This is a genomic window from Leifsonia sp. Y862 (assembly GCF_057669585.1).
In genome coordinates this window covers 487,298-509,983 of record NZ_JBYHFR010000003.1, presented here as the reverse complement: position 1 = coordinate 509,983, position 22,686 = coordinate 487,298, and the positions used below count along the sequence as shown (strand labels likewise).

20 protein-coding genes are annotated in these 22,686 nt (G+C 66.2%); 9 read left to right on the top strand and 11 right to left on the bottom strand.

Annotated elements, in window-relative coordinates; translation table 11 throughout:
• Positions 1-165 precede the first annotated feature (165 nt).
• From AC25Z0_RS16660 to AC25Z0_RS16650, 3 genes are read left to right on the top strand one after another with little or no spacing between them, the layout of a single operon-like run.
• Positions 166-1,182, top strand: a complete 1,017-nt coding sequence (locus AC25Z0_RS16660; protein ID WP_488121213.1) for a putative F420-0 ABC transporter substrate-binding protein — start codon at positions 166-168, stop codon at positions 1,180-1,182.
• Positions 1,179-2,336 (top strand): putative F420-0 ABC transporter permease subunit, encoded by a 1,158-nt coding sequence (locus tag AC25Z0_RS16655; RefSeq protein WP_488121212.1) that lies wholly within the window; start codon positions 1,179-1,181, stop codon positions 2,334-2,336. Before AC25Z0_RS16660 ends, AC25Z0_RS16655 begins: the two co-directional genes overlap by 4 nt.
• Positions 2,333-3,274, top strand: coding sequence for an ABC transporter ATP-binding protein (locus AC25Z0_RS16650; RefSeq protein ID WP_488121211.1), 942 nt, complete (start codon positions 2,333-2,335; stop codon positions 3,272-3,274). Before AC25Z0_RS16655 ends, AC25Z0_RS16650 begins: the two co-directional genes overlap by 4 nt.
• Positions 3,275-3,330: 56 nt before the next feature.
• On the opposite strand, the gene AC25Z0_RS16645 is transcribed toward AC25Z0_RS16650, so the two are convergent.
• Positions 3,331-4,044 carry a YceI family protein gene (locus AC25Z0_RS16645; RefSeq protein ID WP_488121210.1) on the bottom strand — a complete coding sequence of 238 codons (714 nt, stop codon included), beginning with the start codon at positions 4,042-4,044 and terminating at the stop codon, positions 3,331-3,333.
• Between the two features lie 188 nt (positions 4,045-4,232).
• On the opposite strand from AC25Z0_RS16645, the gene cofD reads away from it, so the two are divergent.
• Positions 4,233-5,234 (top strand): 2-phospho-L-lactate transferase, encoded by a 1,002-nt coding sequence (gene cofD, locus AC25Z0_RS16640; protein WP_488121209.1) that lies wholly within the window; start codon positions 4,233-4,235, stop codon positions 5,232-5,234.
• Here cofD and cofC read toward each other — a convergent pair.
• From cofC to AC25Z0_RS16615, 5 genes are all read right to left on the bottom strand, one after another.
• Complete coding sequence (cofC, locus tag AC25Z0_RS16635; RefSeq protein WP_488121208.1) at positions 5,231-5,935, bottom strand: 2-phospho-L-lactate guanylyltransferase; 705 nt, start codon at positions 5,933-5,935, stop codon at positions 5,231-5,233. The genes cofD and cofC overlap by 4 nt on opposite strands.
• Positions 5,932-6,954: a coenzyme F420-0:L-glutamate ligase gene (cofE, locus tag AC25Z0_RS16630; RefSeq protein ID WP_488121207.1), complete on the bottom strand. Its 1,023-nt coding sequence runs from the start codon at positions 6,952-6,954 to the stop codon at positions 5,932-5,934. The genes cofC and cofE overlap by 4 nt, the downstream gene beginning before the upstream one ends.
• Positions 6,954-7,955, bottom strand: a complete 1,002-nt coding sequence (locus AC25Z0_RS16625) for a TIGR03557 family F420-dependent LLM class oxidoreductase (RefSeq protein WP_488121206.1) — start codon at positions 7,953-7,955, stop codon at positions 6,954-6,956. The genes cofE and AC25Z0_RS16625 overlap by 1 nt, the downstream gene beginning before the upstream one ends.
• A gap of 138 nt (positions 7,956-8,093) precedes the next feature.
• On the bottom strand, positions 8,094-9,098 hold the full coding sequence (fgd, locus tag AC25Z0_RS16620; protein WP_488133900.1) for a glucose-6-phosphate dehydrogenase (coenzyme-F420): 1,005 nt from the start codon (positions 9,096-9,098) through the stop codon (positions 8,094-8,096).
• A 118-nt stretch (positions 9,099-9,216) separates the two neighbouring features.
• Positions 9,217-10,299, bottom strand: coding sequence for an alpha/beta hydrolase (locus AC25Z0_RS16615; protein ID WP_488133899.1), 1,083 nt, complete (start codon positions 10,297-10,299; stop codon positions 9,217-9,219).
• A 233-nt stretch (positions 10,300-10,532) separates the two neighbouring features.
• Between AC25Z0_RS16615 and AC25Z0_RS16610 the strand changes: the two genes are divergently transcribed.
• Positions 10,533-11,075 carry a DUF1697 domain-containing protein gene (locus AC25Z0_RS16610; protein WP_488133898.1) on the top strand — a complete coding sequence of 181 codons (543 nt, stop codon included), beginning with the start codon at positions 10,533-10,535 and terminating at the stop codon, positions 11,073-11,075.
• Between the two features lie 83 nt (positions 11,076-11,158).
• On the opposite strand, the gene AC25Z0_RS16605 is transcribed toward AC25Z0_RS16610, so the two are convergent.
• The gene (locus AC25Z0_RS16605; protein WP_488133897.1) at positions 11,159-12,061 is read right to left on the bottom strand and encodes a LysR family transcriptional regulator; all 903 of its coding nucleotides are present in this window, start codon (positions 12,059-12,061) and stop codon (positions 11,159-11,161) included.
• A gap of 72 nt (positions 12,062-12,133) precedes the next feature.
• Here AC25Z0_RS16605 and AC25Z0_RS16600 point away from each other — a divergent pair, with 72 nt between their 5' ends.
• Positions 12,134-13,054, top strand: a complete 921-nt coding sequence (locus tag AC25Z0_RS16600) for a DMT family transporter (protein ID WP_488133896.1) — start codon at positions 12,134-12,136, stop codon at positions 13,052-13,054.
• Between the two features lie 90 nt (positions 13,055-13,144).
• Complete coding sequence (locus AC25Z0_RS16595; protein WP_488133895.1) at positions 13,145-13,981, top strand: exodeoxyribonuclease III; 837 nt, start codon at positions 13,145-13,147, stop codon at positions 13,979-13,981.
• A gap of 291 nt (positions 13,982-14,272) precedes the next feature.
• On the opposite strand, the gene AC25Z0_RS16590 is transcribed toward AC25Z0_RS16595, so the two are convergent.
• Positions 14,273-15,286 carry a serine hydrolase domain-containing protein gene (locus tag AC25Z0_RS16590; RefSeq protein WP_488133894.1) on the bottom strand — a complete coding sequence of 338 codons (1,014 nt, stop codon included), beginning with the start codon at positions 15,284-15,286 and terminating at the stop codon, positions 14,273-14,275.
• 42 nt (positions 15,287-15,328) lie between these two features.
• On the opposite strand from AC25Z0_RS16590, the gene AC25Z0_RS16585 reads away from it, so the two are divergent.
• Entirely contained in the window at positions 15,329-16,018 is a 690-nt protein-coding gene (locus tag AC25Z0_RS16585; protein WP_488133893.1) for a nucleoside/nucleotide kinase family protein, read from the top strand.
• Here the strand turns inward: AC25Z0_RS16585 and AC25Z0_RS16580 are convergent.
• The 3 genes from AC25Z0_RS16580 to AC25Z0_RS16570 all read right to left on the bottom strand — a co-directional run bounded on the left by AC25Z0_RS16580 (position 16,015) and on the right by AC25Z0_RS16570 (position 20,231).
• Positions 16,015-16,203, bottom strand: a complete 189-nt coding sequence (locus tag AC25Z0_RS16580; protein WP_488133892.1) for a hypothetical protein — start codon at positions 16,201-16,203, stop codon at positions 16,015-16,017. The two genes, AC25Z0_RS16585 and AC25Z0_RS16580, sit on opposite strands and share 4 nt — an antisense overlap.
• Before the next feature lie 133 nt (positions 16,204-16,336).
• Positions 16,337-19,243, bottom strand: a complete 2,907-nt coding sequence (locus AC25Z0_RS16575; protein ID WP_488133891.1) for an esterase-like activity of phytase family protein — start codon at positions 19,241-19,243, stop codon at positions 16,337-16,339.
• Positions 19,244-19,397: 154 nt separating this feature from the next.
• The gene (locus AC25Z0_RS16570; protein WP_488121196.1) at positions 19,398-20,231 is read right to left on the bottom strand and encodes an SDR family oxidoreductase; all 834 of its coding nucleotides are present in this window, start codon (positions 20,229-20,231) and stop codon (positions 19,398-19,400) included.
• A 168-nt stretch (positions 20,232-20,399) separates the two neighbouring features.
• On the opposite strand from AC25Z0_RS16570, the gene acs reads away from it, so the two are divergent.
• Positions 20,400-22,460, top strand: coding sequence for an acetate--CoA ligase (acs, locus tag AC25Z0_RS16565; protein WP_488133890.1), 2,061 nt, complete (start codon positions 20,400-20,402; stop codon positions 22,458-22,460).
• Positions 22,461-22,686 lie beyond the last annotated feature (226 nt).

Below are 22,686 nucleotides of genomic sequence, written 5' to 3'. Positions count from 1 at the left end.
GATGAGCAATCCCGGATTTGGGTAGCGGGTCACGTTGTTAGCCGCCTCTTCTGCGGCATCCGTACCTGCCGGCGTGCCCGGCCCCACCCCGTCACTGTCGGGCAGCACGGCGCATGCATGTCCCGCCGGCACCCCGTCACAGACCGACCATCATCCAGAGGACTCATGAAGCGTCGTCACATCGTTAGCCTGGCTGCAGCATCCGCTCTGCTTCCCGCGCTCCTTTTCAGCGGATGCGCATCGACCGCCGCGCCAGGGCCTGACTCGGCGGCCCCAGCCACGGCGCCCGCAACCGCGAGCTATCCGGTCACCGTTGACAACTGCGGCACTGACGTGACAGTCACGGCCGCGCCGAAGCGAATTCTGACGGTGAAGTCGACGACCACCGAGCTGTTGCTGGCGCTCGGGCTCGGCGACAACATCGTGGGAGCAGCCTTCCTCGACGGGCCCCTGCCCGACGCGCTGGCCGACATGCCAGGCGGCTCATCGCTCAACGTCGTGAGCGATTTCCTGCCGAGCCAGGAGGCCGCACTCGCGCTCACCCCCGACTTCATCTACGGCGGCTGGGAGTCGAACTTCAGCGCGGACGGCGTCGGAGAGCGCGACCAGCTGGCCAGCATGAATGTTGGCACGTACGTGTCACCTTCCGCGTGCAAGGAAGAGGGCTACGCTCCAGACCCGCTCACGTTCGACACGGTCTTCGCAGAGATCACGGAGGCCGGCGCCCTGTTCGGGGCAACGGATGCCGCGGCCGCGCTCGTCGCCGACCAGGAGGCACAGCTGGCCGCACTGGAGCCGGCCGCCGACAGCCCGACAGCCCTCTGGTACTCGAGCGGGACCGACACCCCCTACGTCGGGGCAGGCACCGGTGCCCCCGCCATGATCATGAACGCCGCCGGACTCACCAACATCTTCGGCGACGTGCACGACAGCTGGACGTCGGTGGGCTGGGAATCGATCGTCGCAGCAGACCCGAGCGTGATCGTGCTCGTCGACGCCACCTGGAACACCGCCGCGTCGAAGATCGCCTCGCTGGAGTCGAACCCGGCGACCTCTGGCCTGTCGGCCGTGCAGAACAAGCGCTACATCGTGCTGCCGTTCGCCGCGACCGAAGCCGGCACGCGCAATGTGGAGGCTGCGGCATCCGTTATCGACCAGCTGAACGAGCTCGACGGCGAATGATGACCCACAACGCCGAGAGTCGCCCGTACGACCGAGAATCGCCGTTGCACCAGCGATTCTCGGCGGAAACGGCGACTCTCGGCGGTGAGCGCGGGGCCGCTGGCACTGGCACTGGCAGGGGCACGGGCACCGGCCGACGCGGCGGCTTCGGCTGGTTGCTGGCTGCAGGGGTCGCCCTGCTGCTGCTGGTGATCGGCGTTGCCGTCACCATCGGCCCGGCCGACATTTCACTGGCGGATGTCTGGGGCAGCGTTGCCGGACACCTTGGATTGCCGAATGCCGCCGCTGGGATCCCGCCGCTGACCGACTCGATCGTCTGGCAGCTGCGACTGCCGCGGGTGTTGACCGCCGCCGCCGTCGGAGCCGGACTCGCGCTGGCCGGCGCCGTCATGCAGAGCGTGACACGCAACCCGCTGGCCGACCCGTACCTGCTCGGGCTGTCGTCTGGGGCCTCGCTCGGCGCCGTGGCCGTGCTCATTCTCGGCGTCGGCTTCGCCCTGCCAGCCGCCGCCTTCGTTGGGGCACTGCTCGCGCTCGTTGCCACCCTCAGCATCGCGCGAGTCGGCGGCACCATCACGCCAGGGCGGGCCGTGCTCTCCGGGCTCGCCATCGCCCAGCTGGCTGCGGCCGGTACCTCGTTCGTCATTTTCTGGGCGGCGAAGGGTGATTCCTACCGCGAAATCCTGAACTGGCTGCTGGGGTCTGTTGCCGGTGCGTCGTGGCAGAGCGTCGCGATCTCCGTCGGCGCGCTAGTGGTCGTTGGCACCGGCATCCTCTTCACCGCCAGCCGCCTCGACGCCTTCGCATTCGGCGACACGGCCGCGGCGTCGCTCGGCATCAACGTGAATGCCACCCGGTGGGGCCTCCTGACCGCGGTGGCCCTGCTGACCGGCGCCATGGTCTCGGTGAGCGGGGCGATCGGGTTCGTCGGGCTGATCCTGCCGCACCTTGTGCGCGGGCTCACCGGCCCCGGTCATCGCCGCCTGCTTCCGCTCGTGATCGTGGCCGGAGCGATCTTCCTCGTCATCGCGGACACCCTGGCCCGCACGGTGTTCGACCCGCGTGAACTGCCCGTCGGTATCGTGACGGCGTTCATCGGGGTGCCGGTCTTCATCGTGCTGATCAAGCGCAAGCGATCGGCGGCCTGGGCATGAGCGCCGAAACCGTGCGCCACGCACACACCGGCGAGTTCAGAGGCGCGCACGGTGAAGCGGATGCCGCCACGACCGCCACCCGTACCGCCTCCCCTACTGCCGCTGGAACGGCGGTGACCATCGACCGGGTCTCGTTCGCCATCGGCGGCTCCCCTGTGCTGCAGGAGGTCTCTGGACACCTCCCCGCCGGGGCGGTCACCGGTCTGCTCGGCCCGAACGGCGCCGGCAAGTCGACCCTGCTGCGGTTGATCGCCGGCATTGAAACCCCCTCAGCGGGGTCGGTTCTCCTGCAGGATCCGGCCAGCGGCGCTAACGCCGGGGCTGCTGCTGCAGGCGCTGGCGCTGGCATCGCCCTCACGTCCCTCCCGCGCCGCGAGGTGGCCAAGCGCATCGCACTGCTTGAGCAGACAGCCTTTCCGAACGTTGACCTGTCGGTGCTCGAGGTGGTGCTGCTCGGTCGGATCCCGCACCGCTCCCGCCTGCTCGGCAGTTTCGGCGGAGACGACGACCGCCAGCTCGCCCTCGATGCCCTCGCCGCTGTCGGCTCTGTCGATCTGGCCGAGCGCGGCTGGCACACCCTCTCTGGCGGACAGCAGCAACGCGTGCAGATAGCGCGGGCGTTGGCCCAGCAGCCGACGATCCTGCTGCTCGATGAGCCGACCAACCACCTCGACATCAGCGCCCAGCTCTCGCTGCTCGCGCAGGTGCGCGGCCTCGGGCTCACCTCGGTCGCGGCCCTGCACGACCTCAACCTCGCTGCTGCGTACTGCGACCACATACTGCTGTTGCAGGAGGGTCGCGTCGTGGCCGCCGGGCCGCCGGAGGATGTGCTGCGACCGGAGATCATCGCATCCGTTTATGGGGTGGACTGCGATGTGATCCCGCATCCGCGGGGCGGGCACCCGGTGATTGTGTACTCGCCGACCGCTGCGTCGTAGGCGAGCACCCCGCACCCCCCGTGCACCCTTCGAGCGGGTGCTGCTCTGCGTCTGCTCTACTTCTTCGTCAGGTCGAGCAAGAATTCGACGAAGCCGGTGTCTTCGACCTTGACGAAGTTGAGGTTGGGTGCGGTGACGTTGAAGTCGGAGAAGGTGATCGGGATCTGGCCAGCCACCTTCACCGTGTCGCCGTCGAGGGCGGCCGTGATGTCGACCGTCACGTCGCGGCTCACCCCGTTCAGCGTGAGGGTGCCGGTGGCGGAGACCGTCTGCGGCTGACCAGACGTCGGATCGGTCTCCGATGTGATCGGCTCTGTCAACACGAAGGTGGCCGTTGGGTACGTGGCTGTGTCGACGGCCTGGCTGCGGAAGTACGCATCACGCGGCGGCTGGTCGGTGGAGATGGAGGCGACATCCACCTCAACGGATGCGGCCGTGATCTCGGTCGTCGTCGCGCTGGTCGTTGCCGTGACCGTTCCGGTGACGGTTTCGGTGCGGGCGGTGACCGTGACATCCGTGCCGTTCAGTACCTCGTCAACGCGATAGCCGGCATATGACCCTGCGCCCACCGCCCAATCGCCAGTGAGTTCGGCGGCGGTGAGGGTGCTGGGTTCGAGAGTGCCGAGGTCGTCGACAGGATCGGCGGCGGCAGGACCGACGATGACATCACGGTAGAAAGCAGGCCCGAAGACCAGGGCAGCCCCGCCCAGCACGACAATGACCGCCGCGATGCCGGTGAAGACCTTGGCCCTGGTGCTCATGCGCTTCATCGTGTCTTCTCTCTTCGTCTTCACTCTCGGAGGCAGAATGCGAGTGGCGATCATCCAATGTAACCGGCTCGCATATGCATCCGCTATGGATTGGCCATGAGGGTCCGCGAGCAGCGACCCGGCCGCGAAAGCGGATGCCGCCCCGTACGTGAGCGGATGCCGCCCCTCCCGGTGGGAGAATCGACGGCATGCAGAAGATCACGGTTTTGGCCGGCGGCGTTGGCGGGGCGCGGTTCAGCCGCGGGCTGCTGCACCTGCTCGGGGAGCGCACCGAGGCAATCACCGAGGCGGCATCCGTCACGGTCATCGTGAATACCGGCGATGACATGTGGTTGAACGGCCTGCGCGTCTGCCCCGACCTCGACACCGTGATGTACACGCTCGGCGGCGGAATCAACGAGGAGCAGGGCTGGGGGCGGCCAGACGAATCGCGGCGCACCTCAGACGAGATCGCAGCGTATGGCCGCGGCTGGTCGTGGTTCACGCTGGGCGACCTTGACCTGGCCACCCACATCGTGCGCACCGACCTGTTGCGAAGCGGATCGACGCTGACCGAAGCGACCCGATTCTTGTGCGAGCGTTGGCAGCCTGGTGCACGGCTGCTGCCGATGAGCGACCAGCCCGTCGAGACCCACGTTCGCCTGGCCACGGCCATCGATGAGCATGCGGCAGGTGACCTGATCCACTTCGAGGAGTGGTGGGTGCGCTACCGCGCCCACGCCGACGTGACCGAGTTCGTGCAGGTCGGACTCGAGACGGCAACGGCGGCGCCGGGCGTGATCGAGGCGATCCTGGAGGCCGACCTGGTGGTGCTGCCGCCGTCGAACCCCGTGGTGTCCGTGGGCACAATCCTGGCCGTGCCCGGTGTTCGTGCGGCCCTCCTATCGACGAGCGCGCGTGTCGTCGGGGTGTCGCCCATCATCGGCGGCGCCGCCGTGCGCGGCATGGCGGACCACTGCCTGCAGACGATCGGTGTCGAGACGTCGGCCGAGGCCGTCGGGCTGCATTTCGGCTCGCGGGCAGCCGACGGCGTGCTCGATGCCTGGCTTGTGGACGAAACGGATGCCGCAGCCATTCCGGCGTTGGAGGCCGCCGGCATCCGTGCTGCTGCCGTACCGCTGTGGATGCGCGACGTCGCGACGACGGCGGAGATTGCCAGGCAGGTGCTCGCGATCAGCGGGCGAGACTAAGGGTTCGGTAGAGGCGCGATCGCCGGCGCAGTGCTCGCGATGAGCGCACTCGTGTAGCGGCCAACGCCGAGGCGCAGCGCATCGGCCAGGTTCGCCACGGTGTCGACGTCGCGCCGGATCGAGGCGGTGGGCGGCACATCCAGCGGAACGTGTCCTGCCGCTTCGTGGGCCTGACGCGAACCGCCGCCAAAGCGCGGAACCAGCGATTTCCCGGCCAGGGCGAGCAGGGTTGTCGTTCCGGTGCCCTCCTGATCGGGAATCATCGACAGCTCATGCGTCGCGGCCAGGGCAAGGGCGGCTTCGAGATCGGGGACGCTCAGTGCGGGCAGGTCCCCCGTGACGACGAGCAGGTTGAGCTGCGGCCATGCCTCGCGCGCCGCATCCACGCCCTGGCTGATCGCCCAGTTCAGCGGGTCGATGGGCGCGGCATCCCCTGCAGCGGATGCCGCGCGCTGCCTGGCCGCCCGCCCGGAGTCCTCTGGGATGACCATGGCGCCGAGGTGCAGCATCCGAGCGGCCACGACCTCATCGGCCGTGACGACACAGACGCGGGAAACGGAGGGCGCCGCCATCAGCGCGGCGACGGTATCGAGGGCGAAGGCATCGGCAAGGCGGGCCCGCTCTGGATGATCGCCCAGTCGGCTCTTGGGCGCTTCGGAACCGGCAGCGCCCTTCACCGGCACAATGGCAGCCCAGCTCACGCGGGTGCGTCCCCAGACTCAGGCTTGTCACCAGATGCGGGCGAGTCGGCGTCGGTCTCAGCTTCGGGGGCACGGGCGCTGTCGCTCCCTGGCGTCGACGCCTGGCCGAGGCGGGCGCTCGCGCGTGCCGCCGCCATTCCGGCAGTGAACCCCGCGGCCTGGCCCTGGGAGATGCCCTCCTCGAATCCGGCCGCATATCCTTCGGCGTGCGCTTCTGTGCTGCCGAGCCGGAACATGTCCTTCTCACTCGGCCGCTGCAGAATGCGAGCGTCCTGGCCTCCCGCCGTCGCATCGGCAACAACCAGTCGCGCCAGGCCGCGCACCACGGCGACCGGGTTCTGGCTGGTCTTGCCCTTCACGAGGTCGGCGGCTCCTGCGATCTCGTCGCCGGCGGCAGCGGCCGTCACGTCGAGTGGGCGACCGAAGGCATCCGTTGTGCCGCGTAGGTCGTCGAGCACGAGCACGCCGGCCGACCCGATGGCGATGTCGGTCTGACCGTCGCGCCAGGCGCGCCCGGCGGTGTCGGTGATGATCACACCGAGCAGCAGGCCTGTCGACACCCGCAGGGCGTAACAGAGCGCGCGAGCGGAGGCGTTCGGATCCTCCGGCAGCAGCAGCACGGTGCCATCGGCGGTATTGCTGGCGTCGACGCCTGCGGCCGCCATGACGAGCCCCTGCCGATTCTCCACGATGCGCGTGATGCCGTTCGGCGTCGCCCTCGACGCGACGACCCGAACTGTCTCGTCGGTGATCGCCCGTTCACGATCGGCGGCCGCCACAATCCTGCCCTCAGATTTGGACACGATCTTGCTGGTCACGGCGAGAATATCGCCATCACGCAGTACGGTCCTGGCGGCAGTACTTGCAGCGGCAGCACTAGCGCCAGCACCTTCATCGCCCGCCGCAGCGGCACCGAGAATCAGCGCCGCAAGGTCATCCCCCGGTGCCACCTCACCGATACCCGTGAGCACGAAGACCTCAAGTCCCGCAGAACCCGTCATCGCGGTCTCCCCACTCATCAGCGCACCAGCTTTGGCAGCACATCGCTACCGAACACGTCAATCCACTCACGCTGGTTGCGGCCAACGTTGTGCAGGTAGATGCGGTCGAACCCGAGGTCCACATACTTCTGGATATACGCCCGGTGCACATCGGGGTCGGCAGACACCGTTAGGCGCCCGCTGAAATCCTCCGGCCGCACCATCTTGGCCATCTGCTCGAACTCATACGGCGAGCGGATGTCGGACTTCGGAAACCGCATGCCACCGTTCGGCCACTCGTGCATGGCATTGGCCATCGCGAGCTCATCGGTTTCGGCCCAGCTCAGGTGCAGCTGCAGCGCCTTGGGCATGGTCGATGGGTCTTTGCCAGCATCACGCGCGCCCTCGCCGAATTTGGCCAACAGCATTGAGATCTTCTCCGGTGCGGCTTCGACGGTGATCAGGCCGTCGGCCACGCGTCCGGCGCGCTTGGCGGTGAGAGGGCCGGCCGTGGCCACGAGAATCTCCGGTGCCACCGGCGGCATGCTCCACAGCCGGGTCGATTCCAGCTTGTAGTACTGCCCGGAGTGCTTCACGTCTTTGCCGGCGATCGAGGCCGAGAACAGCTTCGAGATGATCTCGATGGCCTCGAACATCCGGTTGATGCGTTCGGGCGCCTCTGGCCAATACGTCGCCATGATGTGCTCGTTCAGCGCCTCGCCGGAGCCGAGGCCGAGCCAGTGCCGGCCTGGGTACATCGAGGCCAGCGTTGCGGATGCCTGCGCCACCATCGCTGGGTGCCACCTGAACGTCGGGGCGGTCACCCCTGGCCCGAAATTGCCTGCGGTGCGCTCTCCCACCGCCGCCAGCACACTCCACACAAACGACGATTCACCCTGCGCTGGGACCCACGGCTGAAAGTGGTCGGTCGCCATCACACCGACGAAACCGTGTGCCTCTGCGTATGCCGACAGCGCCACAGCCTCTGCCGGCGCGAATTGCGCGAGCATGGCGGCGTAACCGATCTCAACGTTGGTCATGTCTCCATTTTCGTACGTATTGACAACCGGTGGTTGAGGAGCGACCGAGGAACGAGGCCGCGTCTCGAAACCGGCAGTTCAGGGCTGGCGTGCTGGGTCTCGAGACGGCCCTGGCGGGCCTCCTCGACCACCGGGGAACTACCCCAGCGCGCGCAGGCGCGGGGCCAGGTCGCGCTCGAACAGGTCGAGGAAGCGCTTCTGGTCTGCACCTGGACCGTGGAACACGAGGTGGTTCAGGCCGGCATCGATGTACGGCTTGATCTGCGCGACAGCCTCGTCGGGGTCTGAGGCGACGATCCAGCGCTTGGCGACCTGTTCGATGGGGAGGGCATCCGCTGCCGCTTCCATTTCGATCGGGTCGTCGATCGAGTGCTTCTGCTCAGGAGTGAGCGACAACGGCGCCCAGAACCGGGTGTTCTCCAGGGCGACGGCGGGATCTGTGTCGTAGGAAAGCTTGATTTCGATCATGCGGTCGATGTCATTGACGTCGCGGCCGGCCTTCTCTGCGCCTTCAGTCACGGCCGGCAGCAGCTGCTCGGTGTAGAGCTCCATGCCCTTGCCGGAGGTGCAGATGAATCCGTCGCCGGCGCGGCCGGCGTACCGGGCAACGACGGGGCCGCCCGCTGCCACGTAGACGGGGATGCCGCCCTCCGGTACGTCGTAGATCGATGCGCCCTTGGTCGTGTAGTACTCCCCCTCGAAGTCGACGCGGTCGCCGTTCCAGAGCTCGCGCATCAGCGTGACGGCTTCGCGCAGCCGGGCGAAGCGTTCCTTGAAGTCGGGCCATTCGCCGACGAAACCGGTGGCGATCTCGTTGAGGGCCTCTCCGGTACCGACGCCGAGCATGATGCGTCCAGGGTAGAGGCAGCCCATGGTCGCGAACGCCTGCGCCACGACGGCGGGGTTGTAGCGGAACGTCGGCGTCATCACCGAGGTGCCGATCTGAATGTTCGAGGTTCGCTCACCGACGGCCGTCATCCAGGCGATCGAGAACGGTGCGTGACCGCCGTTGTGCCGCCACGGCTGGAAGTGATCGCTCACCGTGACGCTGTCGAACCCGTGTTCCTCGGCCATGACACCCAGTTCGACCAGCTCGCGTGGCGCGAACTGCTCTGCCGATGCCTTCACTCCCAATTTCAGCACTTCATGCCTCCGCTTTCGGGACGCCCGGTGTCCCATCCGATTCCTGACTTGTGCCCTGCACGCACTCGCGAACGAGTACAGGTACTACTTTCCCACTCCGAACGCCCGCGCAGAACCGCTACTGGCCGGTGCGCGCCGCGAGGAAGGCGAGCGTCTCGGTGAGCGCGTGCTGCGCTTCATCGAGCCGCAGGTGGAACTGGTACTCGTGCGGCAGGGCCGGCTCGTGACTGGCGGGCCAAAACAGCTCGGTGACATCCACTCCGTTCTGCTTGAGCGCATTCGACATCGGGACCGACTGGATCCACGTGAGGGCGTCACCGTTGCCGCCGCTGATGAATGTGGGCGGAAAAGTCGCAGAAGCGAAGCGGATGCTCGACATCGTCGCGCCCGCATAGGTGGCCGACCATTTCTTGGTGCCGGTGTAGCCCCACAGCGCGATCTTGAATCCCCACGCCTCGATGCCGGTGAGGTCGGCCATGGCCTTGAGGTCATAAACGCCGCAGTGCAGGATGGCCCCTGCCAGCTGCTCAGGCTGGAGCGCCGGCGTGATGCCAAGCAGGTGCGCGTACTCACGGTTGGTGCTGAGGGTGGCGAGTTGGCTGGCCAGCTGGGCTCCGGCGGAGTCACCGGCGATGACGATCCGGCTGCTGTCGATGCCGAGCTCTGCAGCGTTTTCGTTGAGGTAGGCGAGGGCGCTATTCAGCTGGTTGATCGCAACCGGGTAGATCGCTTCGGGAGAAATCGTGTAATTCACGCCCACCGTCGTGTAGCCGTGTGAGGCCAGGATGCGCAGGTACGGGGCGACGTCTTCTTTGGCGCCAGAGATCCACGCTCCGCCGTGAATCCACACCACGGTCGGCAGCGGCACCGTGGCACCGGCGGGGCGGAAGACGTCGAGTGTGGTGTTCTGGGTGCTCTCGCTGCTCGCCGCGTAGCTGAGACCGAGCTTTTCATCGAGAGCGATATCGGGCACGAACGGTTCCATCTCGGCGATCGTCGCCTGTGCCCCCTCCTCGAACACCGAGCGAATGAGCATGGCAGACGGCCTCGGCGTGAACGTCGACAACATGGCGCCGACCAGGCCAGCGGATGCCACGCGCAGCGTTTTGAGGAGGGGCGGACGATTCTCTGAGGTCCGTGGCACGCCGGGGCCAGCATTGGGATTCGGCGACTGCTCGGCATTCGAAACTACGTCGACCATTGGATGACCCTCCCTACGCGTCTACGCGATGGCGCGGGCTGAGGACGCCGCGCGCTGGCTCGCCCATCCTATGACGTTGGCGGACTACTCGTCAGGGAACGGTTGCCGGTTGCCGGTTGCCGGTTGCCGGTTGCCGGTTGCCGGTGCGACCATACGGGCATGGCACTGATTCGGCGCATCCGTCCCCTGGCGATCACATCGAGCGCGGCCGTCACCGAACGCTGGGGACGCTAATGCCGTCCTATGTCGCGTTGCTGCGCGGGCTCAACGTTGGCGGACGCAACCCGGTTGGCATGTCGGACCTGGCTGAGTGCTTCCGCGAGGCCGGATATCAGGACGTGCGCACCTACATCCAGAGCGGAAACGTCCTGTTCACGACGAACAGGACCGCCGGGGCAACACTTGAGGACGCGATTGAGCGGATGCTTGAGGATCGATTCGCGATTCCGATCCTCACCGTGGTCCGGTCGCGCGACGAACTCGCCGCCACGATCGCCGCCGCCCCCGCAACCCATGGTTCCGCTGAGCTGCGCAGCGATGTCTTCTTCCTGAAGCATCCGCTGACGGCTGAAGCGACGTTTGCCGAGCTGCCTGAGCTGCGAGATGGCGTCGATTCGGTGGCGCTCGGGCCTGGCGCGATCTACTTCTCGCGTGTGGCGGTGAATGCCACGAAGACGCGCATCACACGCGTCCTTGGCATGCCTGTCTTTCAACAGATGACCGTGCGCAACTGGCGTACGACCACCCACTTGCTTGAGATGCTTGATGGCAGCTGAGCGATGTGAGCCGACTTCGCGTGGCGGTTAGGGCACTCCGAAAGGACCGACGATGCGCTCGACGCGATCGCCCGCCCTGGCGGTCACCGGGTGAGAGTCATGGCTATCGCCCTGATCTCCGCCAGGACTGCCTTCGCGTTGTTGCGCTCAAGAGTTTCAGGTCGAGCCAGGCAATCGATGTGGCGCCCAAGGCCGGGGTAAGCCAGCGGACGCAGAACTAGCTCCGGGTGGTCGCGGATGTCGGTCGTGTACCGGGGCATGAGCGCGATGCAGCCACTCGCTTCGACAACCGCAGCAGCAACGGAGAACTCGTTGATCCGGTGCATGATGCGCGCCTCACTCCCCCCGATTCCCGCAATCACGGAGAGAGCCTGCTTGAGCGGGAAGCCTTCGTGTACTGCGACCCATGCCTCGTCGTGAAGATCAGCCGGTTCGATCGCGGCTTTCGCCGCGAGTCGGTGATCGCGTCGGACAGCGATATCCAGGGGCTCGTATAAGAGCGGTTCCACACGCACCGACCCCGGCCACGACGGGCTACCGACCAGCCTGTGTGCGAGCACAAGATCATGATCGGCTGTGAGAAGGGGGAAGTCTTCTTGGGCCACATCGAAATCGCTCAGACGGATGTCAGGCCGCTCAGGACTCGTGCACGCGGTTATCAGCGGACCGAAGACGGCCAGGCCCACGCTGTGAAACGCCGCCACTGAAACGGTGCCCAATGGATCGCCTTGGAAAAGTGCCACCGCCTGTCGGGCGCGTTCGAGCGCCACTTCCACGTCGATCGCCGCCATCGCCAGGGCGTGCCCGGCGTCGGTAAGCGCAGTCCGTCGTCCGTCCTTGAACGTCAACGGGGCGGGCGAGTGACGTTGCAGGGCGCTGATCTGCTGCGAGACCGACGAGGGCGTGACGTGCATTGCCGCTGCGACGGCGGCAATACTGCCCCGGTCGCCCAACTCTCTCAATGCGCGTAGCTGACCGAGTTCCATAAGTTCAAACTAAAGCATTCGACAGCAAACTGCTCTCTTGTCTTACGCGATGCCGCGCCGGACCATGGAGGAGTGACTGTTCTTCTGACCCGATTTCGTGTTGATCTTCTGTTGCTCCTGGTTGCCGCATCGTGGGGATCTACGTACCTCGTGGCCAAAGAACTGGTCTCTCCGAGTTCTGTGGTGGCACTCATGGCGGTGCGCATGCTGCTCGCCGCTGCGATCATGGCGGCAATCGTGGCCGCTCGGCGGAACCGCGTGACGACAGCGGAACTGCGCGTGGGTGTGATCCTCGGCATATTGCTGGCTGCTGTGTTCGCTTTCGAAACCTTTGGAATAGCCCACACCTCCGCCACGAACGCCGGACTCATCATCAGCCTGACGATCGTGTTCACTCCAATTCTCGATTCCGTCGCAACCGGGCGGCGGCTGCCCGCCCGGTTTTTCCTCGCGGCCACGATCGCCGTCATCGGGGTCGTACTTCTCGCCGGCAACGGCGCCTTCCAGCCGCCGACGCTGGGAGACCTGCTCATTCTCATTGCCGCAATCGTTCGCGCCATCCACGTCACGTCGATGCACAAGCTCACTGCCGACAGACCGATGGACTCGCTTCACCTCACGACAGTGCAACTGGCCACCTGCGCGGCACTCTTCTCGGCGGCCTCACTGTTCTACGGCGACTCGATACCGCACTTTCTTGCCCAGCTCGACCCCGGACGAGTGGTCCTGTTCCTCTATCTTGTGCTGGCCTGCACAGTCTTCGCCTTCTTGGTGCAAACCTGGGCGGTCCGGCGCACCTCGCCATCGAGAGTGAGCCTCCTCCTCGGAACCGAGCCCATCTGGGCCGCAATCATCGGAGTCTCGATCGCCCATGACAGCGTGACCCTTGCCGGATATTGCGGTATCGCCCTCATCCTCGCCGGAACAGCGTGGGGTCGCTCCGTCGAGCAAAGCCACCGCCTCGCGCCGCACGTCCACCTAACGAGACGATGAACGCTCTTGATGAGATCATTTCCGCGACGAACACCGGCGCATAGGGACAATCGATCGAGCCGCCGGCCATCCACCAAATAGGCTGGCTTCATGCGCATTGCCACCTGGAACGTCAACTCCATCCGTGCCCGATCCGGCCGAGTCGTCGACTGGCTGGTGCGCGAAGACATCGACGTGCTCGCCATGCAGGAGATCAAGTGCAAGCCGGAGCAGTTCCCGGCAGAGCCGTTCGAAGAAGCTGGCTACGAGCTGGTCATCCACGGCCTGAACCAGTGGAACGGCGTCGCGTTTGCCAGCCGCCTCCCCATGACGGATGTCGCCACCAGCTTCCCCGGCATGCCCGGCTTCCTGAAAGGCCAGGAAGGACCAGACCAGCCGCTCGAGGCGCGGGCCATGGGTGTGACCGTTGAAGACATCCGCTTGTGGAGCCTGTATGTGCCGAACGGCCGTGCGCTGGGCGACCCGCACTACGTCTACAAGCTCGACTGGCTGGCCAGGCTCGACGCGCACGCCCGCGACGAGCTCGCCAAGAACCCCGACCTCGCGCTCGCCCTGATGGGTGACTTCAACGTCGCCCCGACGGATGCCGATGCCGGCGACCCCTCGTTCGTGCCTGGGGTGTCCACCCACATTTCTGCGCCGGAGCGCGCCGCGTTCGAGGCCTTTGAGGCCGCAGGACTCACCGATGTCGTGCGGCCGATCGTGCCGGAGGGCTTCACGTTCTGGGACTACAAGCAGCTGCGCTTCCCGCGCAACGAGGGCATGCGCATCGACTTCATCCTGGGCTCGCACGCGTTCGCCGACCTCGTGACGGATGCCAGCATCCACCGCAATGAGCGGAAGGGCGATGCCCCGAGCGACCACGTGCCCGTGGTCGTCGACCTGGCCCTGGATGGCGAGGACGACGACCGCCCGATGATCTTCTAGGTCAGGGCCAGGTCTGGCTTTAGCCCTGGCTCCAGCTCCAGCCTCGGTTGTGCTGCGCCGCGCCGCTTTCTGCATTCGGGAATGCATAACTCCTGCAGATTGCTCGGACCCCGACCGCGGCCCGCGGATTTACGGGGCGCCAGTGAACGAGCCGCACCGAATTGCAGGAGTTATGCATGCGTGCGCCCGGACTCGGCACGATGCGGTGCATCGCATCGTATGGCATCGCGACGCTGCGGCCACGTGGAGAGCGCAATGCGAGGGGCACGACGCGGGAATGGCGAAGTGCGGTTAGCCGCCCAGGCGCTCGTCGAGCTCACGCACGACGTCCCAGGCGCCCTCTTCAGAGTTGCTCAGCACCACGACGTCGAGCCCGGCCTCGTAGTAGTGCCGCAGGATGCCGCTGGCGCCTGACGCGACGCCATCGGTGAAGTATGAGCGCACGGAGTTGTCTTCTTCGAGGTCGAATTCGAAGCCGAAGCCGTACCGGGTGGCCTCATCGAGCTCAACCTGGGGGCTGAAGAACTCCTCGGTGAGCTCCGCGTTCAGCAGTTCACCATTGCGCAGCGCCTGCAGGAACACGATGAGATCGCCCGCGGTGGCGTGCGCGCCCTCGTGCGGGGCGCCGACGGGAAGCGCGCTGTACAGGTTCGAGGTCCACAGCCCGTTCTCGCCCTGGTCCCAGCCCTCTGCGACGTGAGGGGCGACATCCGTTCGCTCATAGAAGGCAGCGTTGGACATGCCGGCGCGCGTGAAGATCTCGTCGTAGACGTACTGGCGGAAGCTCTGGCCGGTGACCTTCTCGAGGGCGAGACCGGCGAGGATGTAGCCCGCATCGGAGTAGTTGCTCTCGACGCCGGGGCCGGAAATCGGCTCCTTGTGCGCGAACAGCGGCAGGAAATCGGCGGTGTTGCGCAGTGTGTAGATGGGGGTCTTCGCCCAGAGCGCCGCGTAGTCTTCGCCGGCTTCCTCGTCGACGATGTCGGCGATACCGCTCGTGTGGGTCAGCAGGTGCAGCAGCTGGACGTCGGTGCCAATCGTCGTGCCCGTGAGGTCGACGTAGTGGTGAATCGACGTTTCGAGGTCGAGACGACCGGCTTCTACCTGCTGCAGCACGGCGACGCTGGTGAAGAGTTTGGTGATCGACGCGATGTCGAAACGGGTGTCAAGCGCGTTCGGGATGCCCCAGCGCTGGGTCGCGAGACCGGCAGCGGCCTCGAAGACGGTCGCGTTGCCCTTCTTGACGAGAACAACCCCCGAAAATTCGTTGTCGGCGAGAAACTCGTTCAATCCTGTTGTATCCACTCCCTAAGTTTACGTAAGTACCAGCCGGGTTAGCATCGTCGGGTGCCCTCGTCCTCGCCGCCCAACTCATTCCGGCCAACGCTGGGCTCGCTCGATGACGTCGTTTCAGTGATCGGGGCGCGGGTCGCGTCGGCCTCCCCGCAGCATTCCCGCGTGATTGTAGGGATCGCCGGGTCGCCGGGTTCGGGGAAATCCACCCTCGGCGCCGACCTCGTGACGCAACTGAACCGGCATGCGGGCGCGCCAGACTCCCCCGGCGCCATCTTGCTGCCCATGGACGGTTTCCATCTGCCGCAGGCCAAGCTCGTCGAACTCGGGCGCCGGGACCGCATGGGAGCACCGGACACCTTCGACGCCCCGGCCCTCGTACGCGTCTTGCTGGCGATCCACGCAGATTCAGGCCCTGTGCTGGCACCCACCTTCGACCGCAGCATCGAGGAGCCGGTAGCGGATGCCATCACCATCGACCCAGCGCATCGGCTCGTCGTTGTCGAAGGCAACTACCTACTGCTCGACAACACCGGTTGGGAGCCCATCGCACCGCTTCTGGACGTGAGCCTGTTCGTGGACGTTGGCTACGACATCCGCTTGGCCAGGCTCGTTGCCCGGCACGAGCGCTACGGCAAGAGCCCAGCGGATGCCCTGGCCTGGGCGACAGGGCCAGACGAGGCCAATGCCAGGGTGATCGAGGCGACGGCGGCGGCCGCGACGTACCGGGTGACGCTGACCTAGCGGGGCCGCACCGACGGAGTGGGGCGAGCCCAAATCACGACAAGGGCAGTGGCGATCGGCCCGAAGAGCAGCCCGAGGACGAACCAGATCCAGCGCCGGCGCCCCTTCGTTTCGGCGAGGCCAGCCGTGACGATGGCGAGCGCAAACCACCAGCCGCTGTTGTCGTAGATCGTCGTTGTATCCATCAGGGCAGCCTACGGTGTCGGCGGACGTCGACTGGATTTCGAGACGCGGCCTCGTTCCTCGGGCGCCCCTCAACCACCGGAGAGGTCCCCGGTGGTTGAGGAGAGAGCGCCAACGAGCGTCTCGAGACCTCGGTTAGGCGCTGCGGCGGCGAAGACGCACGCGGATGAGCACACCGGCGAGTCCGGCCAGGATGAGCGCGCCTGCTGCGCCCAGCCAGGGCACCAGGTTCTGCACACCGGTGGATGCCAGGCCATCTGCCGCGCTGCCCGCAGCGGCAGGCGCGGTGACCGTCACCGCGATTCTGGCAACCTCGACACCGCCGACCGATGCCACGATCGTGTGCAGGCCTGCCGGCGTTGCTGCCGGAATCTGCAGTGTTCCCGTCACGACACCGGCCGCGGAGGCCCTGAGCGAGCCGAGGCTCACCGGGGCGGAGTAGAGGACGAAGTCAACATTGGCACCGGGGGCGAAGCCCCCACCGGAAATGCTCACCCGGCCACCGGCAGCGACGGTTCCCTGTCCGAGCGAGATCGATTCCGGCGCCTCAGTCGGCGTCGGGGTCGGCGTTGCAGTCGGCGTCGGGGTCGGAGTCGCAGTGGGCGCTGGCGTCGGCGTCGGTGTTGCAGCCGGGGTCGGCGTCGGAGTCGGCGTCACCGCGCCGGTACCGAAAATCGCAGCTGCGGTACCGATGTTCAGGAACACCGTCTCACCGGTGGCATCCTTCAGTCCGTCGTTGTCCGTGACGATGTAGACGTTTCCGTCGGCGCCGATGGTCAGGCCTTCGAGCTTCTCCTGGGTCCAGCCGTTCAGGGCACGCAGGGCCCGAAGGGCATCAAAGGCTTGGGTCTTCTTCAACACCTGGAGCGGAGCGCCTGCAACCGGATCGGTTTCTGGCAGCTCGACGGTGTAGATCCGCTTGTTGACGGCGGCAGGACCGTTGAGCTTGTCACGCTCGATCACGGCGAGGGTGTTCGAATCGACGGCGACGATCTCAGAGAGACCGACCCAGTCGGAGGACGTGCTGGGGGCCTCCAGCTGGTAGCCGAACCAGGTCCAGCTCGACGTCGTCACGTCATAGCGGCCGATGCGGGTCACTCCGTCGCCGTCAACCGTCGAGGCAGTGGATGCCGGGTCGGTCCAGAGCGGACGCTGGATGGCGACGAATACCTGCTCGTGTCCGTTTGCATCCGTGATGGCCGTCACACCCTCGTAGCCCCACTTGTTGATGTGGTCAGAGATCTCGGTCGGCAGGTTGACGGTCTCGGCGACGGCGCCGGCGGCATCCGTTCGGTACAGCTTGTTCGCCGCACCGGTCGCGCCCTCTGAGGCGAGCCAGAATCCGCCCTGTGGACGGGCGAAGAGTCCCTCGATGTCGAAGTTCGCCGGCGTTCCGGCCTGCGTCACGACAAGCCCGGTCGTGATGCGGGCGGGCTTCTTTGTGGTGTCAACGGTGAAGATGGTGCTCGGCTTGAGTGCGCTGTCGCTCGCCGTGTACAGGGTGCCTGGCTTGCCGGGCGCTGCGCTGAGGGCGCCGAGGGCGCTCCAGCCGATCGGTGCGCCAGTCGCAGTGCCGTCGACGGTGTCGGAGATGATGGTGGGCGCCTGGGCGACAGCGGATCCCCGCTGGTAGATGGCAACGGATGCGCGCACGCCGACGCTTGCGTCATCGGTCTCGCTGGAGACGACGAGCAGATCCCGCGACGGAATGCTGAGCACGCCCTCAGGGCCATTCGTGGTGAACAGCAGCTGCTGGAACACCGGGTTGACCGGGTTGCTCAGGTCGTAGACGGCGACGAAGTTGCTGCGCTCACTCGCGACGAAACCGTAGCGGACCCCGTTGACCGTCGATACGGCCAGGCCCTCAGGCTCTGAACCCTTCTTTGCTGCCCGGTCGTCGTTGTAAACACCGTGTTGCACGGCGAGGCGCTCGAACGTGTTGCCGGCGTCCCAGCTGACCGTGCCGCTTGTGGCGTCAAAGATGGTCCAGCCCCTGGTGCCGCCCTTCCAGTCGCCCTCATTGGCCGTGGCGACGTGAGTGTCGTCGACCCAGGCGATGGAGTCTGGCTCGCGGGGCGTGGCGGCAATCGAACCTGTCAGGTCGATCTTGCCGTCCTTCTTGCTGTCAATGCCGGAGACGGCAACGGATCCGGCGCTGAACACGTTCTCGATCGCGCGCGTCGCCAGGTCGATCACGACGATGCCGTTGTTCTCCTGGAGCGTGAGCGCCAGCTTGTTCTTGCTGTTGATCGCCACGTATTCCGGCTCTGGGTCGGTGGCCTCGACAATGCCGGCGGTGGTGAATGCCGGCAGCGCGGAGCCGTCGTGCGCGACCAGGTCGATGGGTGTGGCCACCCAGCTGGTCGGGCTGGCGTTCAGGTCGATCACCTGCACGAATCCGGCGGGGAGCTGCGGCAGATCGCCCTTCGCGCGGCCGGCCGGGGTGGCATTCTCGTCGCGCTGGTTCTCGATGGCGATGGCCGCGTACTGCTTGTCTGCGCTAATGGCAATGGAATCTGGCTGGCCGTGCAGGTCGATCGAGGCAACGCGAGTGCGGTCGGAGATCCTCAGCACGTCGAGCCGTCCTGACGGGTTTGCGAAGTCGCCGCCGGATTCGTCGATCACCACGAGCACGTAGTCGCCATAGACAGCGACAGACGTTGGCTGGTCGTCTGCGTGACCGAGGGTGGCCAGGGAGATCGTGCCGAGGCCGGTGGGCGCCGCAGGATCGGTGATGTTGAGGAAGCCGATCCGTTTGCCGAGGGCGTCCGTGTAGATCACCGTGTTGCCGTCATCGGTGACGGCGGAGATCTCGGCGACCGTCGGCAGCGCGGCATCCACACCGGCGGGCACATTCTGGAAAACGGGGTAGGTAGCAACCCTGTTGTAGGCAGATGCGGCCGGCGCGGCCTGGGCGGCATCCGCTCCCTGCCCAGGAATGGTACCGAAGGCCCCGACCACGATCGCCCCGGCCAGGAGCGCGGTGGCTCCTCGGGTGAACGTTGTCTGACGCTGAGATGTGGTGGCAGTGGGTGCGCGCATGCACTCAACGTGGCAATGACGTCCAAACCGGAGCGGGCTCGCAGATGGACGACGGATTGCGTAGAGGTGAACAAGGGGTGTCTGGGGCGTCGGCTGGATTTCGAGACGCGGCCTCGTTCCTCGGTCGCTCCTCAATCAGCGGGAAGCCCGATGATCAGCGCCCGGTGAACTTCTCCATCGAGCGGTAGACACCGAAGACGTTGCCGGCGACGGCATCCCACACCGGCAGCGGAAGGGTGCCACGGAGAGCCTGGGCGAGGCCAACGCTCCAGGGCATCCGCAGCAGTGGACTGCCGGCGAGCATCGACTTCCACACCCGGTTGACCACATATTCGGGCGTCATGATCGGGGTGAGCAGGGGGCCTCGTGCCCCAGCGAACATACCGGTCGAGATGTAGCTCGGGCAGACTGTGGTCACCTTCACGTACTCATGACCCTGCTGCACCAGTTCGAGGCGCAGCGAATCACTCCACGAGATAAGTGCAGCCTTCGAGGCCGCGTACACGCTCATGCGAGGATTCGACAGGGTGCCGGCAGCGGATGCGATGTTCACAATCCGCGATTCCCGGTTCGGGTTCTCCATCATGGCCGGCAGGAACTCACGGGTGATGTACATCGGGGCCAGCGCGTTGATCTGCATGGTCGGGCGGGTGTCTTCGCCGTTGTCGTGTTCCCAGAAGTACTTGCCGCGGATGATGCCGGCGTTGTTGATCACGATGTCGGGGTTGCCGACCTCCATGCGAACGCGCTGGGCAGTCTGGGCGATCGCGCCCATGTCGGCAATGTCGACGACGTATGGGGCGATGCGGGTTCCTGGCCAGGCCAGGTCGTTCAGCTCTGCGGTCGTCGCGGAGAGCGCCGCGGAGTCACGGTCCCAGAGGATGACGGCTTTGGCGCCTTCTGCAACGGCGCGCTCTGCGTAGAGCCGCCCCATTCCCATCGCAGCACCAGTGATCAACACGCGGGCTCCGGCAACGGTTCGAGTCATAGTTCCATCATCCCAACAGTTGCGGGAAACACCGCACCGAGTGCGCTGTTACTTTGCGTTGCACTCCGAGTGGCCAGCACCCAGTGCTGCCGTCATGCTGCTGGAGGAGTCGCCTCTCGATAACACGCGACCGCCTGCACCACACCAGGGATCACGAGGAACATCATCATGACGTCGACCAGCCCGACAATCTCCAGCCTGGCGACCGAGAACCGTCGCTATCCCGCCGATCCCGCGTTTGCCGCCCAGGCCAACGTGGACGCAGGCTGGTGGGAGAGAGCGGATGCCGACCCGGTCGCCTTCTGGGCGGAGCAGGCCAGACGCCTCGACTGGGAAACGCCGTGGCACACCGATCACAGCTGGCGTCCGGCCCGTCAACCGGGCACCGATGGCGTCCGTGCAGACGGTGCCGTCACGCTCGGCATCCCCCGCGCCGAGTGGTTCGCCGGCGGCACCCTCAACGTGGCGGTCAATTGCGTCGATCGGCACGTGGCCGCTGGCAAGGGCGACAAGGTGGCGTTCTACTTCGAGGGTGAGCCGGGCGATCGGCGCACGCTGACCTACAGCGACCTGCAGAGCGAGGTGAACAAAGCAGCCAATGCCCTCACCGCGCTCGGAATCGTGCAGGGCGACCGGGTGGTGCTCTACCTGCCGGTCATCCCAGAGACCATCATCATCACCCTGGCGATCGCGCGCCTCGGCGCCGTGCACTCGCTGGTCTTCGGCGGATTCTCGGCCGAAGCGCTGCGCTTCCGAGTTGAGGACACCGGCGCGAAACTGCTGGTCACCACAGACGGCCAGTTCCGTCGCGGCACTGCGGTGCCGGTGAAGGCAGCCGCCGATGAAGCGGTCGCCAGTGTCGCATCCATCGAGCACGTGCTCGTCGTGCGACGCACCGGCGAACCGGGCGCCCATGTTCCCTGGACCCCGGGCCGCGACGTCTGGTGGCACGACATCGTCGATACAGCCTCGGCGCAGCACGAGCCAGAGTTCTTCGACGCCGAGACGCCGCTTTTCATCATCTACACCTCTGGCACGACCGGGAAACCCAAGGGCCTCGTGCACACCAGCGGCGGCTATCTCACCCACGCCTCCTGGAGCCATTGGGCGATCTTCGACGCGAAAGTCGACGACGTGCACTGGTGCACGGCCGACCTCGCCTGGGTCACCGCGCACACCTACGTGCACTACGGACCGCTTTCGAACGGAACGACGTCGGTCATCTATGAAGGCACCCCGAACACCCCGCATCCGGCCAGACACTTCGAGATCATCGAGCGCTACGGCGTCACGACCTATTACACGGCGCCGACACTCATCCGCACATTCATGACCTGGTTTCCGAACGGGCTGCCGGCCGAACACGACCTGTCGAGCATCCGCTTGCTTGGCTCGGTGGGTGAGGCAATCAACCCGGAGGCCTGGGTGTGGTTCCGCGACACCATCGGAGCGGGAACCGCCCCCATCGTCGACACGTGGTGGCAGTCAGAGACGGGAGCAGCGGTGATGGCGCCGCTGCCCGGCGTGAGCACGCTGAAACCTGGCTCTGCCCTGCGCGCCATCCCCGGCCTCACCACTCGCGTCGTCGACGATGCCGGGGTGCAGGTGCCGAACGGCTCAGGCGGCTACCTCGTCATCGACGGTACCTGGCCGGGCATGGCCCGCACCGTCTGGGGCAACCCTGAGCGCTATCGCGACTCGTACTGGGCGAAATTCGCTGAACAGGGTTACTTCTTCTCCGGCGATGGCGCCAAATATGACGACGACGGCGACATCTGGCTGCTTGGCCGAGTGGATGACGTCATCAACGTCTCAGGCCACCGCCTCTCGACGATCGAGATCGAGTCGGCGCTGGTCTCGCATCCTGCCGTCGGTGAGGCTGCGGCGGTGGGCGTCGCCGATGCCACGACAGGCCAGGCCATTGCGGTGTTCGTGATCCCGACCGATGCGTCGATCCTCGGCCACGCACCGGATTCGGATGCCGCCACCGCGCTGGCCAGGCTGCTGCGGGCTCACGTCACGCGGGAGATCGGGGCGATCGCCAAACCGCGCGACATCTTCTTCGTTTCTGACCTGCCGAAGACCCGATCGGGAAAGATCCTGCGACGCCTGCTCGGTGATCTGGTCGACCAACGCCCCCTCGGCGACGTGACCTCGCTGCAGGACGATACCGTTCCCGGCCACATCGAGGCAGTCGTGGCGGCGTCTCGCGGCGGCATCCGCGGGTAATTTCGGCCGCCACACACCCCGGCACGGCCTCACTTCGGAGTGTTACGCCGGGTTTCGTTGCCCGCAGACGAACTGCCCAGCGCTGGATAACGTCGAAGAATCTTCCAAACCGATTGTTGATTCCCACCATGTCCATTCACACCGCATCTCGTCGGAACGCCGGCGCTGACACGACCGCCGCCGCGCCTGCGTCCGGGTCCGCGTCGAGCGGCACTGACAGCGTCGC

Excerpts from the sequence above, each read along its gene's own strand:
- AC25Z0_RS16660 (WP_488121213.1), top strand. The coding sequence starts at position 166 with ATGAAGCGTCGTCACATCGTTAGCCTGGCTGCAGCATCCGCTCTGCTT.
- AC25Z0_RS16655 (WP_488121212.1), top strand. The coding sequence starts at position 1,179 with ATGATGACCCACAACGCCGAGAGTCGCCCGTACGACCGAGAATCGCCG.
- AC25Z0_RS16650 (WP_488121211.1), top strand. The coding sequence starts at position 2,333 with ATGAGCGCCGAAACCGTGCGCCACGCACACACCGGCGAGTTCAGAGGC.
- AC25Z0_RS16645 (WP_488121210.1), bottom strand. The coding sequence starts at position 4,044 with ATGAAGCGCATGAGCACCAGGGCCAAGGTCTTCACCGGCATCGCGGCG.
- cofD (WP_488121209.1), top strand. The coding sequence starts at position 4,233 with ATGCAGAAGATCACGGTTTTGGCCGGCGGCGTTGGCGGGGCGCGGTTC.
- cofE (WP_488121207.1), bottom strand. The coding sequence starts at position 6,954 with ATGAGTGGGGAGACCGCGATGACGGGTTCTGCGGGACTTGAGGTCTTC.
- AC25Z0_RS16625 (WP_488121206.1), bottom strand. The coding sequence starts at position 7,955 with ATGACCAACGTTGAGATCGGTTACGCCGCCATGCTCGCGCAATTCGCG.
- AC25Z0_RS16615 (WP_488133899.1), bottom strand. The coding sequence starts at position 10,299 with ATGGTCGACGTAGTTTCGAATGCCGAGCAGTCGCCGAATCCCAATGCT.
- AC25Z0_RS16610 (WP_488133898.1), top strand. The coding sequence starts at position 10,533 with ATGCCGTCCTATGTCGCGTTGCTGCGCGGGCTCAACGTTGGCGGACGC.
- AC25Z0_RS16605 (WP_488133897.1), bottom strand. The coding sequence starts at position 12,061 with ATGGAACTCGGTCAGCTACGCGCATTGAGAGAGTTGGGCGACCGGGGC.
- AC25Z0_RS16595 (WP_488133895.1), top strand. The coding sequence starts at position 13,145 with ATGCGCATTGCCACCTGGAACGTCAACTCCATCCGTGCCCGATCCGGC.
- AC25Z0_RS16580 (WP_488133892.1), bottom strand. The coding sequence starts at position 16,203 with ATGGATACAACGACGATCTACGACAACAGCGGCTGGTGGTTTGCGCTC.
- AC25Z0_RS16575 (WP_488133891.1), bottom strand. The coding sequence starts at position 19,243 with ATGCGCGCACCCACTGCCACCACATCTCAGCGTCAGACAACGTTCACC.
- AC25Z0_RS16570 (WP_488121196.1), bottom strand. The coding sequence starts at position 20,231 with ATGACTCGAACCGTTGCCGGAGCCCGCGTGTTGATCACTGGTGCTGCG.
- acs (WP_488133890.1), top strand. The coding sequence starts at position 20,400 with ATGACGTCGACCAGCCCGACAATCTCCAGCCTGGCGACCGAGAACCGT.